The sequence below is a fragment of the Variovorax sp. N23 genome (assembly GCF_025486315.1).
Taxonomy (GTDB): domain Bacteria; phylum Pseudomonadota; class Gammaproteobacteria; order Burkholderiales; family Burkholderiaceae_C; genus Variovorax.
In genome coordinates this window covers 291,027-312,116 of the sequence record NZ_JAOOPY010000003.1, presented here as the reverse complement: position 1 = coordinate 312,116, position 21,090 = coordinate 291,027, and the positions used below count along the sequence as shown (strand labels likewise).

At 68.6% G+C, this 21,090-nt stretch carries 16 protein-coding genes and 1 riboswitch; of the genes, 8 read left to right on the top strand and 8 right to left on the bottom strand.

The genetic code is table 11. The annotated features are described in order from the left end of the window. Nucleotides 1-219 precede the first annotated feature (219 nt). The 5 genes from N8A90_RS06655 to N8A90_RS06635 all read left to right on the top strand — a co-directional run bounded on the left by N8A90_RS06655 (nt 220) and on the right by N8A90_RS06635 (nt 3,570). On the top strand, nt 220-795 hold the full coding sequence (locus N8A90_RS06655; protein WP_410087640.1) for a tetratricopeptide repeat protein: 576 nt from the start codon (nt 220-222) through the stop codon (nt 793-795). A gap of 67 nt (nt 796-862) precedes the next feature. Then, nucleotides 863-1,447, top strand: a complete 585-nt coding sequence (locus N8A90_RS06650) for a peptidylprolyl isomerase (RefSeq protein WP_262073882.1) — start codon at nt 863-865, stop codon at nt 1,445-1,447. Nucleotides 1,448-1,461: 14 nt separating this feature from the next. Further along, entirely contained in the window at nt 1,462-1,974 is a 513-nt protein-coding gene (locus N8A90_RS06645) for a peptidylprolyl isomerase (RefSeq protein WP_262073881.1), read from the top strand. Between the two features lie 19 nt (nt 1,975-1,993). After that, nucleotides 1,994-2,770: a UDP-2,3-diacylglucosamine diphosphatase gene (locus N8A90_RS06640; RefSeq protein ID WP_262073880.1), complete on the top strand. Its 777-nt coding sequence runs from the start codon at nt 1,994-1,996 to the stop codon at nt 2,768-2,770. A gap of 8 nt (nt 2,771-2,778) precedes the next feature. Continuing rightward, complete coding sequence (locus N8A90_RS06635; protein WP_262073879.1) at nt 2,779-3,570, top strand: zinc-dependent peptidase; 792 nt, start codon at nt 2,779-2,781, stop codon at nt 3,568-3,570. 55 nt (nt 3,571-3,625) lie between these two features. Here N8A90_RS06635 and N8A90_RS06630 read toward each other — a convergent pair whose 3' ends face one another. Together N8A90_RS06630 and N8A90_RS06625 are read right to left on the bottom strand one after the other, a co-directional pair. Beyond that, a complete protein-coding gene (locus tag N8A90_RS06630) occupies nt 3,626-6,496 on the bottom strand; it encodes a DUF349 domain-containing protein (RefSeq protein ID WP_262073878.1) in 2,871 nt (956 codons plus the stop codon). Nucleotides 6,497-6,593: 97 nt separating this feature from the next. Further along, nucleotides 6,594-10,376: a DUF748 domain-containing protein gene (locus N8A90_RS06625; protein ID WP_262073877.1), complete on the bottom strand. Its 3,783-nt coding sequence runs from the start codon at nt 10,374-10,376 to the stop codon at nt 6,594-6,596. 637 nt (nt 10,377-11,013) lie between these two features. Between N8A90_RS06625 and N8A90_RS06620 the strand changes: the two genes are divergently transcribed. The 3 genes from N8A90_RS06620 (at nt 11,014) to nrdR (ending at nt 13,796) form a co-directional block, all read left to right on the top strand. Then, entirely contained in the window at nt 11,014-11,877 is an 864-nt protein-coding gene (locus N8A90_RS06620; RefSeq protein WP_262073876.1) for a lytic transglycosylase domain-containing protein, read from the top strand. A gap of 43 nt (nt 11,878-11,920) precedes the next feature. Then, nucleotides 11,921-12,047, top strand: a riboswitch (ZMP/ZTP riboswitch). Nucleotides 12,048-12,089: 42 nt separating this feature from the next. After that, a complete protein-coding gene (glyA, locus tag N8A90_RS06615; protein WP_262073875.1) occupies nt 12,090-13,334 on the top strand; it encodes a serine hydroxymethyltransferase in 1,245 nt (414 codons plus the stop codon). 18 nt (nt 13,335-13,352) lie between these two features. Further along, on the top strand, nt 13,353-13,796 hold the full coding sequence (gene nrdR / locus N8A90_RS06610; RefSeq protein ID WP_262073874.1) for a transcriptional regulator NrdR: 444 nt from the start codon (nt 13,353-13,355) through the stop codon (nt 13,794-13,796). Nucleotides 13,797-13,821: 25 nt separating this feature from the next. On the opposite strand, the gene N8A90_RS06605 is transcribed toward nrdR, so the two are convergent. The 6 genes from N8A90_RS06605 to pilV all read right to left on the bottom strand — a co-directional run bounded on the left by N8A90_RS06605 (nt 13,822) and on the right by pilV (nt 20,969). Further along, a complete protein-coding gene (locus tag N8A90_RS06605) occupies nt 13,822-14,388 on the bottom strand; it encodes a GspH/FimT family pseudopilin (protein ID WP_262073873.1) in 567 nt (188 codons plus the stop codon). Beyond that, nucleotides 14,385-14,819 (bottom strand): type IV pilin protein, encoded by a 435-nt coding sequence (locus tag N8A90_RS06600; protein WP_316044005.1) that lies wholly within the window; start codon nt 14,817-14,819, stop codon nt 14,385-14,387. Before N8A90_RS06600 ends, N8A90_RS06605 begins: the two co-directional genes overlap by 4 nt. Next, entirely contained in the window at nt 14,816-18,607 is a 3,792-nt protein-coding gene (locus N8A90_RS06590) for a pilus assembly protein (RefSeq protein ID WP_262073872.1), read from the bottom strand. Before N8A90_RS06590 ends, N8A90_RS06600 begins: the two co-directional genes overlap by 4 nt. Nucleotides 18,608-18,794: 187 nt before the next feature. Continuing rightward, nucleotides 18,795-19,436, bottom strand: a complete 642-nt coding sequence (locus N8A90_RS06585) for a PilX N-terminal domain-containing pilus assembly protein (RefSeq protein WP_262073871.1) — start codon at nt 19,434-19,436, stop codon at nt 18,795-18,797. Further along, complete coding sequence (locus N8A90_RS06580; RefSeq protein ID WP_262073870.1) at nt 19,433-20,404, bottom strand: PilW family protein; 972 nt, start codon at nt 20,402-20,404, stop codon at nt 19,433-19,435. The genes N8A90_RS06585 and N8A90_RS06580 overlap by 4 nt, the downstream gene beginning before the upstream one ends. Continuing rightward, nucleotides 20,379-20,969 (bottom strand): type IV pilus modification protein PilV, encoded by a 591-nt coding sequence (gene pilV, locus N8A90_RS06575; RefSeq protein ID WP_262073869.1) that lies wholly within the window; start codon nt 20,967-20,969, stop codon nt 20,379-20,381. Before pilV ends, N8A90_RS06580 begins: the two co-directional genes overlap by 26 nt. Nucleotides 20,970-21,090: the final 121 nt, after the last annotated feature.

The window sequence follows — 21,090 nt, the reverse complement described above, 5'->3', positions numbered from 1 at the left end:
TCGGCCTGCGGCTCGGGCGACGCAGGCGAACAATGGTTTTGTCAGGGGTGTGGGGGCTGTTGCACGAGGGGTTCGGCTTGGCCCCTCGGCTACAATCGCGCCCAGTATAAACGGCCCCCGCGGGGCACCATCGGCCGATACCAGGGTGATTCTCGAAGCCCGCGCCGGACCCTCTTCCCGAGCCTCATGAAGCAAGCCGTCACCCTCCTCCTGACCCCCTTGTCCTTCCGTCCAGCCCTGCGCCTGTTCGGCGCCCTGCTGTTCGCGGTGGCCGGCACGCTCGCGCATGCCGACGACTACGCCGACGTCAACCAGCTGCTGCGCCAGGGCAAGGCCGCCGAGGCGCTGACCAAGGCCGACGCCTACATCGCCGGCAAGCCACGCGACCCGCAGATGCGCTTCCTGCGCGGCGTGATCCTCACCGAGCAGGGCAAGACGGCCGACGCGACCACGGCCTTCGTGCAGCTCACCCAGGACTTCCCCGAGCTGCCCGAGCCCTACAACAACCTGGCCGCGCTCTACGCGCAGCAGAGCAAGTTCGACCAGGCGCGCGACGCCCTGGAGAACGCGATCCGCCTGAACCCGAACTACGCCACGGCGCACGAGAACCTCGGCGACGTGTATGCGCGGCTCGCGGCCCAGTCGTATGCCAAGGCGCAGCAACTCGCATCCACCAACGCCAGCGCGGCGCCCAAGCTCGCGCTGATCCGCCAGATCTTCACCGGCACGGCGGCCGCCATCTCGGCGCTGCCGGCTGCGCCGACCGAAGCGCGCAAGCAGACGCACGCCAAGTAAGTCGCCTGTCTGCGGGGCGCGCAGCGCCGCCGGAGCACGTCCATTCCTGCAGAAAGCGAGTCATCCCTTGAGCATCCACGCCCTTTCGCGCCGCACGGCGCTGATCCTCGCCGCCACGCTGACCCTGGGCGCCAGCGCCTGGGCACAAGGCGCGGCACCGCGCGTGAAGCTGGCCACCTCGGCCGGCGACATCGTCGTCGAGCTCGCGCCCGAGAAGGCGCCCAAGACCGTGGCGAACTTCCTCCAGTATGTCCGGGACAAGCACTACGACGGCACGGTATTCCACCGCGTCATCGACGGCTTCATGATCCAGGGCGGCGGCTTCACGGCCGACATGCGCCAGAAGCCGACGCGCGCACCGGTGCCACTGGAGGCCTCGAATGGCCTCAAGAACGCCAGGTACACCATCGCCATGGCGCGCACCGGCGACCCGAATTCGGCAACCTCCCAGTTCTTCATCAACGTGAAGGACAACACGATGCTCGACGCCCCCAACCCGGACGGCTACGGTTACACCGTGTTCGGCAAGGTGGTCGCGGGCGCCGACGTGGTCGACAAGATCCGCGCCGTCCAGACCGGCAACAAGGGCGGCATGCAGAACGTGCCGCTCGACACCATCACCATCCAGTCCGCCACTGTCGTGGCGAAGTAACCCAGGAGCCATCCATGAGCAACCCCCAAGTCGAACTCGTCATCAAGGACCAGGGCACCATCACCCTCGAACTCGACCGCGCCAAGGCGCCGAAGTCGGTCGAGAACTTCATCCGCTACGTGAAGAGCGGCCACTACGACAACACGGTGTTCCACCGCGTGATCCCAGGCTTCATGGTGCAAGGCGGCGGTTTCGAGCCCGGCATGACGCAAAAGCCCACCGGCGCCGAGATCGAGAACGAGGCCAACAACGGCCTGAAGAACGACAAGTACACGGTCGCGATGGCCCGCACCAGCGCCCCGCACTCGGCCACCGCTCAGTTCTTCATCAACATCGCCGACAACGGCTTTCTGAACCACACCGCGCCCTCGGCCCAGGGCTGGGGCTATGCCGTGTTCGGCAAGGTGATCGCCGGTACCGAGGTGGTCGACAAGATCAAGGCCGTCAAGACCGGCCGCAAGGGCTTTCACGACGACGTGCCGATGGAAGACGTGGTGATCGAGAAGGCCACCGTCACGGTCGAGTAAGCCCCGGGTGTCACGCGGCATGAGCACGGTGACCGAGCTGGCCTTCGCCGAACTCGTGGCGCCGGCCGCGTGGCACACGGTCGACCTGCTCTCCGACCTGCACCTGCAGGCGGAGGAGCCGGCCACCTTCGAGGCCTGGCGTGGCTACCTCGAGACCACGCCGGCCGATGCGCTCTTCATCCTCGGCGACCTGTTCGAGGTCTGGGTCGGCGACGACGCCGCCGCCCTCCCCGGCTTCGAGGCGCAATGTGCCGATCTGCTGCGCGCGGCGTCGCTGCGACGGCCCATCTTCTTCATGCATGGCAACCGCGACTTTCTCGTCGGGCCGGATTTCGCCGCGCGCTGCGGCCTGACGCTGCTCGACGATCCGACGGTGCTGGTGCTGCACGGCGAGCGCTGGCTGCTGAGCCATGGCGATGCACTGTGCCTGGCGGACACCGACTACCTGCGCTTTCGCGCCCAGGTTCGCACGCCGGCGTGGCAGCAGCAGTTTCTGTCGCAGCCGCTGGAAGAACGCCGCACGCTCGCGCGCTCGATGCGCGCCCAGAGCGAAGAACACAAAGCCGCGCCCGGCATGGTCTGGGCCGATGTCGACGCCGACGCGGCCCGTGAGTGGCTGGACCGGGCCCAGGCACGCACGCTGATCCACGGCCACACGCACCGCCCCGCCGAGCATGCGCTGGGCGACGGGCTGCGCCGCATCGTGCTGAGCGACTGGGACGCCGCCGCGCACCCGCCGCGTGCGCAGGTGCTGTGCGTGTCGGCCGTGGAAGCACGGCGCGTCGACATCCGCTGACCGCCGCGATGTTCAGGTGGCTTCGCGGCCTGCGTGCCGCCCCCGCGATTCCCGATGCCCCCTGGCAGGCCACCCTCGCACGCTATCCCTTCCTGGCCGACCGTCCGGCCGCGGACGGCGATCGGCTGCGCGCCATGGCGGCCGAGTTCCTGCGCGACAAGGAATTCCACGGCGCACACGGCTTCGTCATCACCGACGAGGTGGCCCTGGCCGTCGCGGCGCAGGCCGTGCTGCCCGTGCTGCACCTGCCCGGCGGACTCGACTGGTATGGCGACTTCGTCGGCATCGTCGTGCACTCGTCCGAAGTGGTCGCGCGACGCAAGACCATGGACGAGACCGGCGTGGTCCACGAATACGACGAGGTGGTCGCCGGCGAGGCCATGGACCGCGGCCCGGTCATGCTCAGCTGGCAGGACGTGCTGGCCAGCAGCCTGACGGCCGGCGACGGCTACAACGTGGTGATCCATGAGTTCGCCCACAAGATCGACATGCGCGACGGCGCCGCCGATGGCTGCCCGACGCTGCCGGCCGGCTTCGGCGGTCACGCCAGCGCGCGTGACGCGCATGCCGCCTGGATCGCCGTGATCCAGCCGGCGTTCGAAGCGTTCCGCGAGAAAACGATCGTCGCCGAGCGCTTCGGCGGCGAGCCGCCCTGGCTCGACCCCTACGGGGCCGAGTCGATCAGCGAGTTTTTCGCGGTGGCGTGCGAGGCCTACTTCGTGAACCGCACGCGCTTCGGCGAGGAATTCCCGCCGCTGCTGGCGCTGTTCGACGCCTTCTTCACGCCCCCGCGCCGCTGAAAGACAAAAGGCCGCGCGCCCCTCGGCGACGCGGCCTCCTCTCAGCCTGCGGCGCTTACTTCCGCAGCAGCGCCTTCAGCGCGTTCTGCAGGCGGCGCGCCGTAGCGGCGTCATGCGCCGCGGCCAGCACCTTGCCCGCGTCCTCGCCCCAGGTCTGCGCCGGAGCCGGGTCGCCGCGCTTGGTCAGCAGCTTGAGCTGCAGGGCGCGGCGTGCGTCGATCTGGTCGGCCGGCGTCGGCACCTCGGCCGCCATTTCCAGGCGCAACAGGGCTTCGCCCGCGTCGCCCGACGGCGGCTTGGCCACCGCCTGCGTCCAGGCGGTGCGCACGGCGGGCGTCACCGCCCGGCCGAGTTCCTGCACGCTCGGCAGTTGGGCCGCATCGCGCTTCTCCCACGCGCCCAGCAGGTGCGTGAGCGCTTCGCCGTGCGCCTGGGCCGCCAGCTTGCGCAGCGCCAGGTCGGCGCGCTCGAGCGCCTCGCGCTGGGCGCGGAAGGCCGTGTCGCCCAGGCGCGGACCGCGGTCCTCGAAGCGCGGCGCACGGTCGCCGAAGCGGCCGCCGCCCGGCGCACCCCGGTCGCCGCCAGGACCACCGGAACCGCCGGCACGCGGGCCGCGATCGTTGGGACGCCCACCCGGGCCGCTGCGGCTGTCGCGGCGGTCGCCGAAGCGGCCGGCCGGCCCCGCCGGCTCGGCCTTGCGGCTGCCCGGACGGTCGTCGCCACGGCGTGCGGCCACCACCGGCTTCGGCGCGGCCTTGGGCGGCGCGACCGGCGTGGCGGCCGCCGCGTTGTCGCCTTCGTCGGCGAGTGCCGAGGCGTCGGCGCTGCCGACCGGTGCAATCAGGTCGCCGGACGGCGCGGGCGAAGCGGCTTGGCCTGCTTCGTCCGGTTCGGGCGCGGCCATGGGCGGCGGGGCATCGGTCTCGCCCGGCATCGGCTGCAACGAGGCGCCTTCGCCGAACTCGGCCGCGGCCTGGCCGGGCGCGACGACCTCGGTCGCACCGACGGACGGGCCGTCGCGCTCGGACGTGACCGGCGCGGGTGCGGACACGGGCGCAGGCGCCGGACGCACCGGCGCTTCGCCGCGCAGTGCAGCTTCGAGCTGCGCCACCGCGGCGCGGATCTTCTGCACGTCGCCCGACGCATTGGCCGCGTCGAGCGCCTTGGAGGCTTCCAACACGTTCCGGTCGTGCTCGCTCATCGCCGTGGAGGCCTTTTCGCGCTCGGCCGTCTTGCGGTTGAAGGCTTCGTCGATCGGCGCGCGGAATGCGTCCCAGAGCTTCTGTTCCTGGCGGCGGTCGAGCGGCACACCCTGGGCCTCGGCCTGCCAGCGCTGCTGCAGCGCCTTGACGGCGTCGATGCGCAGCATCGGCTGGGCGCCCAGGTCGGCGGCCTCGGCGATCATGGCCTGACGGCGCTCGATGCTGGCGGCCTGCGCCGTTTCGAGCGGCGCGCGCGCGGCGCCGAAGGCCTCGTTCCAGAGCGGCTGCAGTTCGGCGAAGACCTTCTCGCCGACGTGACCACCATCGCGCCAGCGGTCCGCAAATTGGTGCAGCGCGCGGTTGTGCGCCTTCAGGTCGGACGCACTGGCATGCGCCTCGGCCCATGCCTTCACTTCCTCGATCAGCGCCACGCGATGCGCGCGATGCTCGGCCGCGTCGGCACGCACCTTGTCGAGCCAGGCTTCGACCACCTTGTGCGCGTCGTTGCAGGCCTCGTCGAAGCGCTTCCAGAGCGCGTGGTTGGGCACACCGCCCTGGTCGGCCTGCTTCCATTGCTCGCGCAGCGTGCGCAGCGATTCCTGAATCTTGCGGCCGCCGAGCGCCTGCCCTTCCGGGCGCTTGAGCAGGCCTTCGGCCTTGGCGACGAGGTCTTCGCGCACCTTGTCGGCGCTCCAGCGCTGCCAGCCTTCGAGTTCGCCCGCGGCGACCAGGGCGGCATGCACCCGGGCTTCGAGCGCGGCGTCGACCTGCTTGCCGTGGTCCTTCAGCACCGCGCGCAACGCAGCGGCGGCACCGGCACTGGCCTTGCCGTGGCCTTCTGCCGTTTCCTGTTCCAGCTTCGCCAGAGCAGCCTCGACGGCGGCCTGTGCGGCGGCACGCTTCTCGGGGTCGACCTTCGGGCCGGCCGGCTTGGCGGGCGCCGCGGCGGCGGCTTCGGTCGGCAGGCCGCGGGCGGCGCGCAGTTCGTCGGCCCAGACCGGCACCGGCGGCAGCGGCGCGGCCGCATCGGCAGCCGCCGCGATGGCCTGCGCCAGCGCACTATGGAAAGCATCGGACACGACCAGCAACTGGGACTTGGACGCCTCGATCTGCGGGGCGAACCTGGCGTCCAGGCTGTTCCAGTTGGCGTCGGCGGTCAGGTCGGTGGCCTGCTGCTGCCAATGGGTCACGTCGGCGCGCAGGCCTTCTTCGGCCGCCTGCGCATCGCGCCAGCCCTTGGTCGAGAGCACCTCGAAGCGCTGGGCCAGGAGCACGGCGGCCTCGCGCTGGACCTGGGCCCTGTGCTGCAGGTCCTCGATGCCCTTCACGCGTTCGGCCAGCTGCACCTTGAAGCCGGCCAGCGGTTCGCGCGACAGCGGCGCCCCGGCCTTGGCGGCGTCGCGCTGCCAGGCGAGCGCATCGGCGATGTTGAGCTTGGACTGGGCCAGCAGGGCCTCGGCCTTCTGCGCCCATTCGGCCGCGATGGCCTCCTGGCCCTTGGCGCGCTTGATCTCGTCGAGCTTCTCGCGCAGCAGGCGCGCGGCGCCCTTGTCGCGGCCGCTGAGTTCCTTGAACACCTCCTGCATCTGGTCGGGCGATGGGCTCGCCGCAAGCCACTCGCGGATGCGCTGCGCCCGCTCGCCGGACGTGGGGGCGGTGAACGCGCCGCCCGTGAGCGTGTCGAGAGACTGGAGGTCGTGGTGCTTGGAAGAGGTAGAGGTCACTGCGCGCAGGTCGTTGTCGGAGAAAGATGAGAAAAGCGAGGGCGCCGGCAAAAAGCCGGCGCACCCCGCCATTTTCACCGACCGGCGCGTGTTCCGTTCAACGGGTGGCCAGATTCAGTTCCGCACCCGGTTTCCAATCGTTGCCGGACGGGTTCGTGCGGACCGCGCCGAGGAAGAGCCGCTCACTCGGCAATTGCCGGGCCAGCAGGTAGTCGCGCACCACCGCGCCGCGCTCCACGGCCAGCTGGCGGATCGACTCCTCGTCGACGGTGAGCGTGGCCAGCAGCAGGTCTTCCATCTCCTTCTGGGGCAGGTCCTTGGCGAGCCCGATCAGGTTGCGCGGCTTGGGGATGTCTGCGCGTTTGTAGACGGCGGTGAGCAACCCGGGGTATTCGGCGTCGGTGACCGCGGTGATCTCGGCGGCGTTCTGGCCGGCGCGCGCGGCGGTGCGGCGCTTTTCGGACAGCAGCAACTGGCGCAGGCGTTGGCGCTTGGCGGCCTCGCGTTCCTTCTCCAGGCTGGCGGTGCCCACCACGGTGAGTTGCAGCGCCGGGCGGTCGGTCAGGGCCTGCGCCACCTTGTCGAGGCTTTCTTTCGCGCCAGCGGACAGCACGGCACTGCCGGGCTCGAAGGCGATCGCACTCGCCTCGCCCGCACCACCGCCGCCGAAACCGCCCGTCAGCAGGCTGAACGGTGCGGTCACCGCCTTCAGAATCAGGTTGCCGATGGCCCGGAAGATCAGCGAGCCGATGCTGAACTGCGGGTCGTTGAGGGAGCCGCTGATCGGCAGATCGACGTCGATCACGCCATTGCGGTCGGCCAGCAGCGCCACGGCGAGCTTCACCGGCAGGCTGTTGGGCGCGCCCTGCACTTCCTCGCCGAACTGCAACTGGTTGAGCACCAGCTTGTTGGTCGCCGCCAGGCGGCCGTCGGGCGAGATCTTGTAGTTGACGTCCATGCTCAGCTTGCCGCGCTCGATGCCGTGGCCGGCGTAGCGCACCGCGTAGGGCGTGAGCGGCGCCAGGTCGAGGTCGCGCATCTTGGCGGTGATGTCGAGTTCGAGCGGCTTCGCAAGCGGATTGATCTTGCCCGAGATGTCGAGCGCGGCCGTCTGCTGCGCCTTGCCCCGCAGCTCGAGGTCCGCCATCCCGGGCTTGTCGGACGCGAAGGCGCTGAGCTTGCCGGTGAGCTCGCTCAGATCGGCCGAATAGTTCGGCTTGACGAACAGGTCGGTGAAGTCGATCTTGCCGTTGACCATGCTCATCGGGCCGAAGCGGATCACCGGCGCCGGCCCGCCCGTGTCGCCGGCGGCCGCTGTGGCCGCTGGCGCGGGACGCGTGGGTGCGGGCGCCCCGCCGACCATCGCCTCGGCAGGGACCGTGGGGGCGCCCGCCGTCGGGGCCTTGACCGCCGTCGTGGTGCCGCCACCCAGGTTGCGCCGCGTACGGGTTTCGGGTGCTGCCGCCGCAGCCGCATCGGCCTCCTGCTGCGACTTCTTCGTGAGGTTCTGCAGGTTGAGCCGACCCGTCGGGTCGACGATGACACGGGCGAAAAAATCGGTGAGCGTGGTTTCGCGCACATCGACCGTCAGCGGTGCGCGCGGCACCATGGCGACCTGCATGCCCCGCAGACTGAGCGCCTTCCAGCTGAGCAACTGGTTGTTGGCGCGCTCCAGGCCCGGCGATTGGGACTGGGTGAGCGATGCGCTGTTGGCGCGGAAACCCTCGATGGCCGTGTCGCCGGCCAGCTTCAGGCTCAGGCCTGCCGGCAGCGCCTCATAGCGGACGGTGCCGCGGTAGCTGGCGAAGGCGCGGCGGATGTCGATGTTGAGCACGTCGCCGTAATAGGCCTTGAAGGCGTGCGCCGGGAAGGCCTCCACCTCGAGCCGGCCTTCGGCCGACAGGGGCTTGAGCACGATCTGACCCTTGTAGTCGAACTTGCCGGGCTCGGCGCGGCCGGCGGCGATGCGGCCCGACAACTGCACCGGCGACACCGTCGCGGTGTCGGGCGTGATCTTCTGGGCGTTGAGCTTGAGCGCGGTGACCTCGACCGCGACCGGCGTGCCGCTGGCCTTGTCGGCATAGGACACCGTGCCGCCGTCCACCGCCAGCGAGGCGATGCTCAGACGCCAGGGCTTGGTGTTCTTGCCCGCGGCCGCCGACGCCGCGGCCTCGGCCGACTTGGGTGCGGCGGCCTTGGCCACAGCCTGGTCCGAAGCGCCGGACGGCGCCTTGAGCCAGCGCTCGAACATCCAGTGCTTCTCGTTGTCGCGCTCGATGCGGACCTTGGGGCTCGTCGCGGTGAACGAGGCGATGGCCAGCGTGTGCTGCGTCATGTCGACCTCGGCATCGACCAGCTCGAAGCGGCCAACGCTCGCCAGGGCCGTCTTGCCCTGGGTCAGCGCCAGGCCGTCGGCCGCCAGGCGGCGCGCCTTGAACCTGAGGTCGGGCGCGTTCCAGGCCACGTCGATCTGCCCGCTGAGCTTGCCGTCCAGCGTGGGTTCCAGGCTCTGCGCGAGATACGGCGCCGCGAGCGACAGTGGCAGCGCGTCGAGCTCGGTCTGCACGCTCGCCACCTTGTCGGTCGCCTCGCCCTGGAACTTGAGTCCGGCGCCCCCCACCCGGGTCGAGCCGGTGAAACGCGCGGGCTTGTCCATGGGCCAGGCGATGCCGTTCGCCTCGACGGCGAGTTCGGTCATGTCGACCGCCGCGGCCGGCGCGGTGGTTGCGTCGCGCCAGCCGACGCGGCCGCCGCTCAGCACGACCTTGTCGACCACGATCTGCATCGGCTTCTTCTCTGCCGGTGCAGCCGCTGCGCTGGCCGGTGCCCGGGGCGCCGCGACCTTCTGTGTCGCGCCGGTGGCCGGATCGGTGGCCAGCAGATTCAGCTGGCCACCTGCATCGCGTGCCACGACGAGCTGCGGCGAGGCCAGTTCCACTTCGCCCAGGTGAATCACGCCATCGAGCGGCCGCACGTCCACCAGCGCGACCTTCAGTGCGTCGAAGCCGAGCAGGTCGCGTCCCTTCGCGTCCGCCACCTGGGTCTGATGCGCCGCGACCGTGCCGGTGATCTTGAGCCCGGTCGTGGCGGCCTGCTCGAAGTCGATCTTGAGGTCGGCGTCCAGCAGACCGGCCTTGACCTGCACCGGCAGGCCCGCCGGGATGTAGCCCAGGTAGGGCGCGAGGTCGAGCCCCTTGAAGCTCAGTTGCGCATCGGTCTTGCGGTTGGCGGCGAAAGGCGTGGTGAAGGCGGCCGAATCGAAGGCGCTGCCGTTGAGCGTGAAGGCCAGCTTGGGCTCGGTCGTGACCTCGCGTTTCGAATCCAGGTTGCTGAGGAACGGCACCTTGAGCACCAAGTCGCGCAGTACATGCTTGCGGCCGACCGTCTGGTCGTCGAAATCCACCGATCCATCGGTCACGCTGATGTTGTAGACCGCAAAGCGCGCGGGGTCGGACTTGGGCGCATCCGCCGGGCTCGCGAGCTTGGCCAGGACGTCGTCGATGTCGTACTTGCCATCGGCCAGATGCGTCAGGCGGACGGCCGGGCCTTCGACGCTCACCGCGTCGATCACCGGTGCCAGGCGAAGCAAGGACTGCAGTTCCGCATCGGCGTACAGGCGGCGGATGGCCAGTTGGGGCGGGCCGCCGTCGACGGCGGCGATGCGCAGATCCGTCAGCGTCAGTTCGAGCGACCACGGCTTGAAGTCGACGGCACCGACCGTGACCTGGCGGCCGAGTTTCTCCGTCGCGATCTTCTGCAGCTGGCTCTTCGCCAGCGGCGGCACAGCCAGCCAGGCCAGCGCCCAGATGGCCAACAGCACCACCACCGCGACGCCTCCGCGACGCAACCACTTGTTCTTCTTCAACGATGCGACATTCATCGCGCGAGTGTGCCGCAAATGGAGGGGGTCGAAGCCCTGCTTCCGAGCGAACGCCCCGCATCGAGAAGTTTGCCGCGACGGGCGCAAAAATGAGAAAGCCCGGCGGTTCGACCTGAAGTCTTGCCGCCGGGCTCGATGACGGGCGCGAGGCCCATGCCATCTTTTCGCTCGAGCAGAAGTGGATCGTTCCGCCCGCGCTGGCAGCAAGAGATTGCCACCGATTGGCCTCCGTCGCGGGGTTCTCGAATCGCTTCTCGAACCGCTGGACTTCGGTACATGCCCGACGAGATCGGACCGTGCCAGCTTAGACCTTTCGAGCGAAGGCTGCAAGACAGATTGCCCATCGACATGCGCGGCCCGATACCCCAAAGACGACCGGCCTTTTCGCTTTTATTAACATATCGAACAACATCCTTATGCTTGACCGTGTATTTGGGCGCTCCTAGAATCCGCCTCGCCCGGTTCTCACTACCTCTCCCCCCGGGCCGTCCCGATCCGCCGCCGAATACTTTCGGCCTCACCATGTTGTCAGCGCCCCTCCTTCTCGCGCTGACCTGGTACGTACCAATCCAAGCGCTGTCGTCCGACCTCTCGCCCTCCGGCGTGAGCTTCAGACGCCGCACAGAAAGGAAGAGCGATGAACAAGACGTTGGAGACCACAGCCCGCGGGCTACGGACATTCGGTTCCGATGTGGTCGACGGCTTTTTTGAAATCACGCACAACGGCTTCGCCCTGCTCGGGCTGGCCACCGTGTTCGTCGTGCTGGCCCTGGCCGCACGCCCGGACCTGCGTGCCACCGGTGAAGCGCAACTCGCCACCTGGCTCGAATCGCGCAAGCCCGCGCCCGAAGCCACGGCGCTGGAGCCCACCGCCATCGACCGCACGACGGCCGCGAGCCCGCTCGACCTGCCGAAACAGCAGGCCGCGGTGGCTTACTGGCTCAGCAAGAAGTACCGGGTGGCGGCCGAGCCCCTGAGCGTACTGGTGGCCGAAGCCTACGGACTGGGCAAGCGCACCAAGCTCGACCCGACGCTGATCCTCGCGATCATGGCGGTGGAGTCGAGCTTCAACCCCTTCGCCCAGAGTCATGTGGGCGCCCAGGGCCTGATGCAGGTCATGACCCGCATCCACGAGGACAAGTACGAAAGCGCGGGCGGCTCGCTCACCGCCTTCGACCCGGTGACGAACATGCGCGTGGGCGTCAAGGTGCTGCAGGAATGCATCGCCCGCGCCGGCTCGCTCGAAGCCGGCCTGCGCTACTACGTGGGCGCCGCCAACCTCGACGACGACGGCGGGTATGCGGCCAAGGTGATGGCCGAACATGCGCGCCTGGTTCAAGTCGCGAACGGCAAGGCACCGTCGGTCGCCGCCCCGCCTGCGCCGGCCTTGCGCGCACAGGCGCCGCAGAGCCAGCCGATTCCGGTGCTCGCACCGGCCAAGCCCGACGGGACGACCGTGGCGCCGCCGCAGAAGGTGGCCTTGCTCCTCGCAGACTCCTGAGCGACCCTGCGCATGGCCGGGGGCATGGGCCCTCGGCTACACTCGCCGGGTACGCGACTGGCGATAGGCGCCGCGCCCTTTCGGGGCCGACGGCGCTGACGTGGACTACCACTGGGAAGCGTACCGCCCGGCCATCACCGGGCGATCAGCCGTTCGCCTGGGCAGCCCTTGTTTGATTGAAGAACAAGGACCACCGTCTTCAAAGGACTGCCATGTACCACCGCGACATCCTGGTCGAACAGACCGACCCCGAACTCTGGGCCGCCATCCAGGCCGAGAACGCCCGCCAGGAACACCACATCGAGCTGATCGCGAGCGAAAACTACGCCTCGCCCGCGGTCATGCAGGCCCAGGGCTCGCAGCTCACCAACAAGTACGCCGAGGGCTACCCCGGCAAGCGCTACTACGGCGGCTGCGAATTCGTCGACATCGCCGAGCAACTGGCGATCGACCGCGTCAAGCAGATCTTCGGCGCCGACGCCGCCAACGTGCAGCCGCATTGCGGCGCCTCGGCCAACGAAGCCGTCATGCTCGCCTTCCTGAAGCCCGGCGACACCATCATGGGCATGAGCCTGGCCGAAGGCGGCCACCTCACGCACGGGATGCCGCTCAACATGAGCGGCAAGTGGTTCAACGTGGTGAGCTATGGCCTCGACGCCAACGAAGCCATCGACTACGACGCGATGGAGCGCAAGGCGCACGAATCGATGCCCAAGCTGATCATCGCGGGCGCCTCGGCCTATTCGCTGCGCATCGACTTCGAGCGCTTCGCCAAGGTGGCCAAGGACGTCGGCGCGATCTTCATGGTCGACATCGCCCACTACGCCGGCCTGGTCGCAGCAGGCGTGTACCCGAACCCGGTCCCCCATGCGGACGTGGTGACCTCCACGACGCACAAGAGCCTGCGCGGCCCGCGCGGCGGCATCATCCTGATGAAGTCGCAGCACGAGAAGGCGATCAACAGTGCGATCTTCCCCGGCCTGCAGGGCGGCCCGCTGATGCACGTCATCGCGGCCAAGGCCGTGGCCTTCAAGGAAGCGATGGCGCCGGAGTTCAAGGCGTACCAGCAGCAGGTCGTGAAGAACGCGCAGATCGTGGCCGAGACGCTGACGCAGCGCGGCCTGCGCATCGTGAGCGGGCGCACCGAAAGCCACGTCATGCTGGTCGATCTGCGCCCCAAGGGCATCACCGGCAAGGAAGCCGAAGCGGTGCTGGGCAGTGCGCACATGACGATCAACAAGAACGCCATCCCCAACGACCCGGAAAAGCCGATGGTCACCAGCGGCGTGCGCATCGGCACGCCGGCCATGACCACGCGCGGTTTCAAGGACGAGGAAGCGCGCCTGACGGCCAACCTGGTGGCCGACGTGCTGGACAACCCGCGCGACGCGGCGAACATCGAGGCCGTGCGCGCCAAGGTGCACGCGCTGACCAGCCGCTTCCCGGTCTACCGCTGATCACGAAGGTCTGACCGCATGAAGTGCCCTTTCTGCGGTCACGCCGAAACGCAGGTCGTCGAGACCCGCGTGTCGGAGGACGGCGACTTCGTCCGCCGCCGCCGCCAGTGCGGCGACTGCGACAAGCGCTTCACCACCTACGAGCGACCGGACGTCAATTTTCCGGTCGTCGTGAAGAAAGACGGCAGCCGCGCGGACTTCGACTCGACCAAGGTCCGCGCCTCGATGATGCTGGCACTGCGCAAGCGGCCGGTCAGCATCGAGCAGATCGACGGCGCCCTCTTTCGCATCGAGCAGAAGCTGCTGTCCAGCGGCCTGCGCGAGATCGAGTCGACCAAGGTCGGCGAACTCGTCATGCGGGAGCTGAAGAAGCTGGACAAGGTCGCCTATGTGCGCTTCGCCTCGGTGTACCGCAGCTTCGAGGACGTGGACGAGTTCAGGCAGTTGCTGCGGGACATCTGAGAAGCTGAGCCCGCTTCGGCGTGACTCAATTTCCGGCGGCATTGCACTGGCCGGAGCCGCAGTCGCCTTTCCTGTCCGGGTCGCAGACCTTGGGCCGGCCGGAGGCCGACACCACCACGGCGCTGCGGCGCCCGGTTTCGGCCTTGAGCGCGACGCAGCCCATCTGGTAAGCGTCGCCGTTCCTGGAAAAACCGTTGGCGTCGTAGCTGAGCTTGCCATTGAAGGCGTTGCCCAGCCCGGTGTCCACCGTCACGCCGGCGGGCAGGGCCTCGAAGGCGCGCAGCGTGGTCGCGACGCCGCCGACAGCGGTTTTGACTTCCCAACCGCTGTTCCAATCCTTCTTGGTCTTGGGCGTCAGCGGCGTGAGCGGCGTGAGCGTGACCGTCTGCGCGCGCTTGAGCGCCTCCGTGCGCGCCAGGCTCAGCGCCGCGACGAACTCGCTGGTGCTGGCGGCCAGGCGTTGGTTCAGCAGCAGGTCGCGGAAACCGGGCACTGCGATGGCGCTCAGCACGGCCACGAGGGTGACGACCACCATCAGTTCGACGAGCGTGAAGCCCCGGGCCCGGCTCGGCGAAACCGGCCGGCGCATCATCTCCAGCACCTTTGCTGGTCGCCGCTGCAGCCCTTCTCGCCCCGACTGTTGATCGTGATGCTCCCCACGGCGGGATCGGTGAAGCCGTCGTTCAGCGTGGCCGTCAGCATCACGCAGCTCCTGACCTCCTTGGCCCCGTCGCAGCCGCCCGCCACCAGCCTGTACTTGCTGCCGGCCGCGGTGTCGGCCGAGTCGGCCTTGAAGACGGGCGTCCTGTAGCTGTTGACCTGCGTGTAATGGCGCTCCTGCTGCTGCATCTCCTGCATCAGCGCCGTGCGCGCCTCGGCACGCCAGCCCTTGCGCACGGACTCCATGTACGACGGGTACGCGATGGCCGCAAGGATCGCCACCACCGCGACCACGATCATCAACTCGATCAGCGTGAAGCCGCGCAGCGCGGCTTCACGACCCCGGGGAGCGAGGCGCTTCATGGCTTGATGTCCTTGTAATTGAGGACCTGGCGCCAGTTCAGGCGACCCGCGATCTGCGAGACCTTGCCGCCCTCGATGGGCCGTGTGATCGTCACGCCGGGGCCGTCCCCCGTCCCGGTCCCCAGATTGACGACGGCGACCTTCCTGGTCTCCCGCCGGCGCCCGAAGGAATCGGTCGACGTGAAGGCGCCGTCCCCCTCCTGGACGACCAGCGGGGAACTGAGGAGCCCGACGGTCGACGGGATGCAGGTGCTGCCCGACGACAGACCGGTCATGGCGTTGACCGCACAACTGTGCCCGCCGCCGCCCGCGCCGCAGGCATTCGGGTTGGGAATGAGCGTGTTGAAGACGAGGTAGCCGTCGCTCAGCACCATCCGCGAGACCTGCCGTTCGCCGTGGCTGCTGGCCTCTGGCAGATCGAAATACCAGCCGCGGCGCCGCGAGGTCTTGTCGTCGTAGGCGCCATGGACGAAGGCGTCACCGGTGATGCTGAACTGCCCCTTGTCGTTCGACGCCACCGTGCGGGACTGGAGTTGCTTGCGCGCCTGGTCCACCGGGATCGCCGTTGCGTTGTCGTAGACGCCATAGATCGTCTGCGCCCGCCGTGTCGGCAGGTCGCTGACCTCGACGAACTTGCCCGTGCCGAAGAGAACGATCGCGCCGCCGTTCGGCCCGACACCCACCTCCGGCGTGATGGTAATGGGCTGGCGCTGTCCGCTGGCGTCCTGCGCCACCATGAGCGGGGTGCGGTCGGGGCCGAGCGTCCGGTCGCTCTCGCTCCAGGGCGCCTCCCCGGAGAGATCGAATTTCCACAGGTTGCCCTGGGTGTCGCCGGCGTAGAGCAGTCGCGTCGAGTCGTCCGACGCCGCGTAGTCGCCCACCGGGCCGAGCGCGTTGACCATCGTCGTGTCCGCCGGCTTCGGCAGCACGATCTTGTGGTAATTGACACCCCGCTGCCACGGGTCGCCGGCCGCCTTGTCGAGCGACAGCAGGAAGAGTGCGGCCGCCTTGTCGGCATTGCCGTTGTTGAAGCCCGAGGGCACCACGGCGAACCAGCGATACACCGCCGGATCGCGGCCCTTGGCCGCGACGGTGCGCAGCTTCAGGAGGCGGGGTGCCTGCGTCACGTAGCCGATGTCGGCGTCGTCGGCCTCCGTGAACTCCCAGAGGACCTTGCTGGCGTCGAAGGCCGCCGGGTTCGTCACGTCGAGCGCGAACACACCCCGGGCGCCGCCGCCCAGACCCGACACCAGCGCCGTCCGCCAGCCGCCGCTGGCCGACTGAACCTCGCCGGCTGCCGCACTGCCGTCGACGTAGGGTCGATGGACGTAGTCCGGCGAGGTGTAGCTGCCGAGCCTGGCGGACAGAGAGCCCGGCACATAGGCGAAGAGTTCGGCACCCGTGTCCGCGGCGAAGGCGTGCAGCATGCCGTCGTTGGCGCCGACGTACACGGCGTGCCTGCGGCCCTCGTAGATGTTCACAAAGTTCTCGTAGCCGGCACCTTGCACCGAGGCGCTCGGTGCGCCGACCAGCAGCGGCGTCGAATTGACCACGTCGCCCATGACCGAATCGCGCATCCGGAAGATGCCGCCCGCCTTGTCCGCTTCCAGGCTGCGGTCGCCGCGCAGATAGGCCACGCGCTTCTCACCCAGATCGTCTTTCGCGTTCGTCGGCGAGAAGGGTGTCGCGCTCAGCGCGTCGGCCCAGGTCGTGTCGCTGGCCAGCGTCTTCCAGTCGAACACGGCACCCTGACGGGTACTGAGCCACGTGAAGATCTTTCGCTGCTCCGGCGCGTTGGTCGTGGTCAGCAGGCGGCCCGCGCTCCAGCTCGGCTTGTCGCTCTTGGTCACCGCGCCCGCCTCGGCGTCGTAGGTCAGCGGATACGCCAGTAGCGACCCGGACCAGCGCGTGCTGTCCAGTTGCGGGATATAATAGACGCTCGTCCCGCTTGCCGCGACGCGTGTGCTGGACAAGGCGCCCCCCGCGATCGTCCCACTCGCCGCACCGGCCTTCGCGAAGATCTGACGGATGGCCGCGATCATCTCCTCGGGCTTGCTGGCGAGAAAGTAGTTCGCCGGCTTCGGCAGGCCGTCATCGTCCACGCCCGACTGCCACTCGGCGTTCGAGACCACCTCCGCGCCGCCCTCGGCCGGGGCGGTGACGAAGGGGTTGCCGTCCTTGTTCTTGTCGTCGAAACCGCCGTACTTGGCGGCCAGGTAGTAGGCGCTGCCCCGCTTTCCCTGTCGGATCGTCCCGTCGCCACCCTCGTCGACGTCGATGGTGTAGGTCTTCACCCGCACGTCGGGATAGTCGTTGCGGATCTTCTGCGTGTTCGCCCAGTACGCCAGCCCCGCCCAGGCCAGCGAGCCTTGATCGGCGCCGGTGTTCAGGCTCGCCATGTTCCCCGACGTGATCTGCGTGCCGTTGTTGTAGGCGAAGGCGCGCGGGCCGGCTGCATTGCCGCGGGTCGTCAGGCCCGCCGTGCTGGAGGGCACTGTGTAAGGCTTCGCCTCCGCATTCTCGAAAGCACCGACGATGCCGGACCAGAACGCCGTGTCGGGCTCCATGTTGGAAAGGTCCACCGCTCGAGATCCGTCTGGCCAACCGTCCAATCCATCGTTGTGCAACCCGGGCAATGAATGCTCATGGTGGGTGTTCAGATCGCCGATGGCCACGACATAGTTGCGCTGGCAGCTCGCGGTAATCGGGTCCCAGTTGCTCTTCACGCCATCGCCCCACTTCGCCGTCCCGTTGTAGACCGGGAAGCCGTCCCTCATGGCATCCCCGATCGCATCGCTCATGCCAGCGGTAGCTTGTGGGCTGGGTTTCTGGCCCTGCAGGTAGCGCAGCGATTCGTAGTACAGCTCGCCGATCGTGTCGTAGGTCTTGTAGGTTCCGGGAACGGGGCCCGTGCGGCCGAACCGGTTCAGGTAGTTGACGACACCGCTCGAACCGTCCGTGCTGGCCAGCGGATTGGCGGCGAACACGCCGGTGGTGGCATCCCACTCGGCGGCTTCGTTGGCGATCTTCTCGAACCGCGCGTTCTCCGCCGTCGGCCCGGCGAACTTCATCGGCGCACGCAGCACGCCGCCGTAGCGCGCATTGGTGTTGTCCATCAGGTAGCCGAAGGCGGCGAAGCGCATCTTCTCCGAATAGGTCTGGATGGTGCCGACCGGCTTGTAGCGGCCACTGGGCTGCCTGGCACACAGGTCGCTGCGCAACGGCCCTTCCGCCGCCGAGCAGACTTCCACCTGCGCGACATAGGGGCCGGGGCCGTCCGGGCCATAGAGCTGGTCGGTGCCCGGATCGCCGCAACGCCCCGACGATGTCGAACCGATGAACAGGCGGTCGCGGCAACTGGCGATCCGGATGCTGCCGCTCGCCCCCACGGTCCCCGCCAGGGGCGTCAGCTTGTCCAGATCGCCGGACAGAACCCGGGCCGGAAAGTTGAAGGGCGCGTTGTAGAAGTTGTCTTGCAGCACCGCGCGCTGAAGCACGGTGTCGGTCGGGGCGTCCTTCACGCGGTCGCCGCCGGTCATGGCATAACGCAGCATGTCGATGGCCGACGACGCGGCCCAGTTCAGCATGTTGCCGCTCCACTTGTGCGCGCAGACGATGGACTGGCCCGAGCGCGTGGCGTTTGCCGCGCGCTTGAAATAGCCGTCCGCCACGGCGTAGTCATAGCAGCCCATCGGGTCCCAGTAGCCGATGTACGACTTGGTGATGTCGAAATCGCCGCGGTATGCCGCCCCCGTCGTCGGGAACTCCACCGACAGGTCGAGCACCATGTTCGGCTTGACGCGCGACGAGGTGGAGAACAGCGGCTCGTCGGCGAGCACCGCGTCGGGCGCGACCAGGGGCACGGGGGCGGGTGCCGCCGCGGAAAGCAAGGTGGCGGCTCCCAGGTAGAGGAGCAACGCCACGGCGGCACGCCTCGGCTCGCCTTGTCGGATCGAGAACATCTGGCACTCCCTCTCAAGGACAACCGGCACTGACGGTCGGCTTGTACACATTGGTCTGCAACACCACCTGGGTGTCGGCGTCGACCCCGAAGCCGATGGCGGTCACGCGGAAGAGGTGGGTGACGTTGCCGGCGCTGGCGCTCTCCAGGCGATTGGCCTGCCAGCCCCCGCTGTTGCGCATGACCTCGACGATGTAGCGGGGCAAGGCCGCCGAGGTCGCGCCCTTGCCGACGACATAGGCCTGGCCGGTGAAGGTGCCGTAGGCGACCGAAGTCTTGCTGCCCGGCGACAGATCGGCCTTCATCCAGGCGGGGGTGGTGCCCGGCGCGCTCGGCGCGCACAGGCCCAGGCTCGTGCGGCTGCCGCATCCCTCCACGAAAGGCGCGACGTCCTTGTTGTTGAAAAGGCAGAGACGGGCCGCGGCGCCGGGATTGGGGCCGAGGATGTCGAGCTCGGCGTCGACCAGCGCCGCCTCCGCGGCCTGCATGGCGATCTCGTTGTCGCGGTCGTTGCGGGCGCTGCGCTCGTTCACCAGCGACAGCTGTGCCGCCCCCACGCCGAGCACGGTGACGACCACGAGCAGCAGCAACACCATGATCAGAGAGAAACCACCGGACCGACGGCAGCGCGAGGATCGAAGGATGCGCCTGCTCATGCCGGATCCCTCATGACATTGCGCAGCATCACCGTGAAGGTCGACACCGAGCGGAAACGGCCATCATCCGGCGGCTCGAAGTTGACGGTGTCCTTGAACTCCTTGCCGAGGGGGTACAGCGTGATCTGCCTGACGTCGGCATTCGGCTGATCGCTGCGCACCACGATCCCCACGCGCACGGCGACCACCTTGCGCCATTCGGCATTGACCTGTGCGCCCAAGGCGTTTTTCCCCGCCTTGGTCTTGATGGCGTTGGCGTCGAGCCACGCTTCCGGCACGCTGTCGCCATCGGCGTCGTAGCCATAGACGACCTTGAATCTCTCGACGCCGCGGGCCAGTTGCTCCGAGTCGAAATCCCCTTTTTTCGTTCGGAACTTGCAGTAGAGCGCCGGCACGCCGTCGTCACCATTGGCCACATAGAAGAAGCTCCAGGCGCGATCGGCCGCCGTCGGCGTGGCGGACGGGCCTTTCTGAGGATGGCCCAGGCAGTCGACGATGGTGTCGTCCGCCGCGTCTTCGTCGGCCTTGCTGCGGCCGAAGAAGCGGACCAGCAGCGAGTCGTTCCGGGCCTTCATGTCGGTGCCGTTCGCACCCACGCTGTCGTCATCGCGCTCGACCGAGGTATTGCTCGCGCCGACGACATTCAGGTCGTCGGTCCCGACACCGTTTCCGAGCAACGCCGCATTGCTCGCGATCACCGCGACGCCGTCGCTCAACCGGTCCGGCGCGTAGTCGGCGTAACCGGCCTGGCGCACCACGCTCTGCACGATGTAGCGGGTGAAGCGCAGGGAATCCTGCACGGCCTGGACGTCGGCGTCGGTGTTGAAGAGCTTCTTGCCCGCGAGAAAGGCCACGGTCGCGGCCAGGATCACGACGAGGCCGATGGCCACCGCGACCATCAGTTCGACCAGAGTGACCCCGCGCTGCGTGTCGCGGCGGCGCTCAGAAGCGTTTCGGCGTGAAGTCATCGTAGTCCTGTCCGGGGATCAGTTGCATGACCACGCGCGGCGGGCGCTTCGCCACATCCTTTTCAGCGTCCGTGGGGATGCGGGGTGTCCAGCCGAGCTTGACGACGAGGTTGCGGCCGGTCTTGCTGCAGGACCAGGTGGCGCTGCCGTCGTCCGCGAATGGCTTGTCGTCGAAGCAGACCACGACCCGCGCCTCGGGCAATGTGGCGTCGACCCGCTCCAGCCAGGTGCGGACGTCCCAGGCGGCGAGGCGCTTGGTCGTGCAGGCCGCGTCGGCGCCGACGCAGGCGAGGTCTGCGTCGGGCAGCGCACCGCCGCGTGCCCAGGCGACGACGTAGGCGTTCTCGGCGTTGTTGCGCGCGGCGATGTTCTTGTTGATCCGCGCCTTCTCGGACAGCTCGCGGACCAGGTTGACGGCGGTGGTGAAGGCGCCCGATTCGTTGGTGCTGCGGACCGCCGCCAACAGCATGCCGACCGCGCCCAGCAGCCCGATGCTGAGCACGACGATCGAGATCAGCACCTCGAGAAGGGAAAAGCCCCCCTCGGCGCGCCTGGATGACACCATGTTTTCACTCCCTGACGTGGATCTGTCACGGGCAAAGGCCCCGTGCAGTCGTTTTGCGAAGTCTAGGTTTCATCGAGGGTCGGCCGTGCGCCGTTCGTCCCCTGTCGCGCTACCGCTCGTA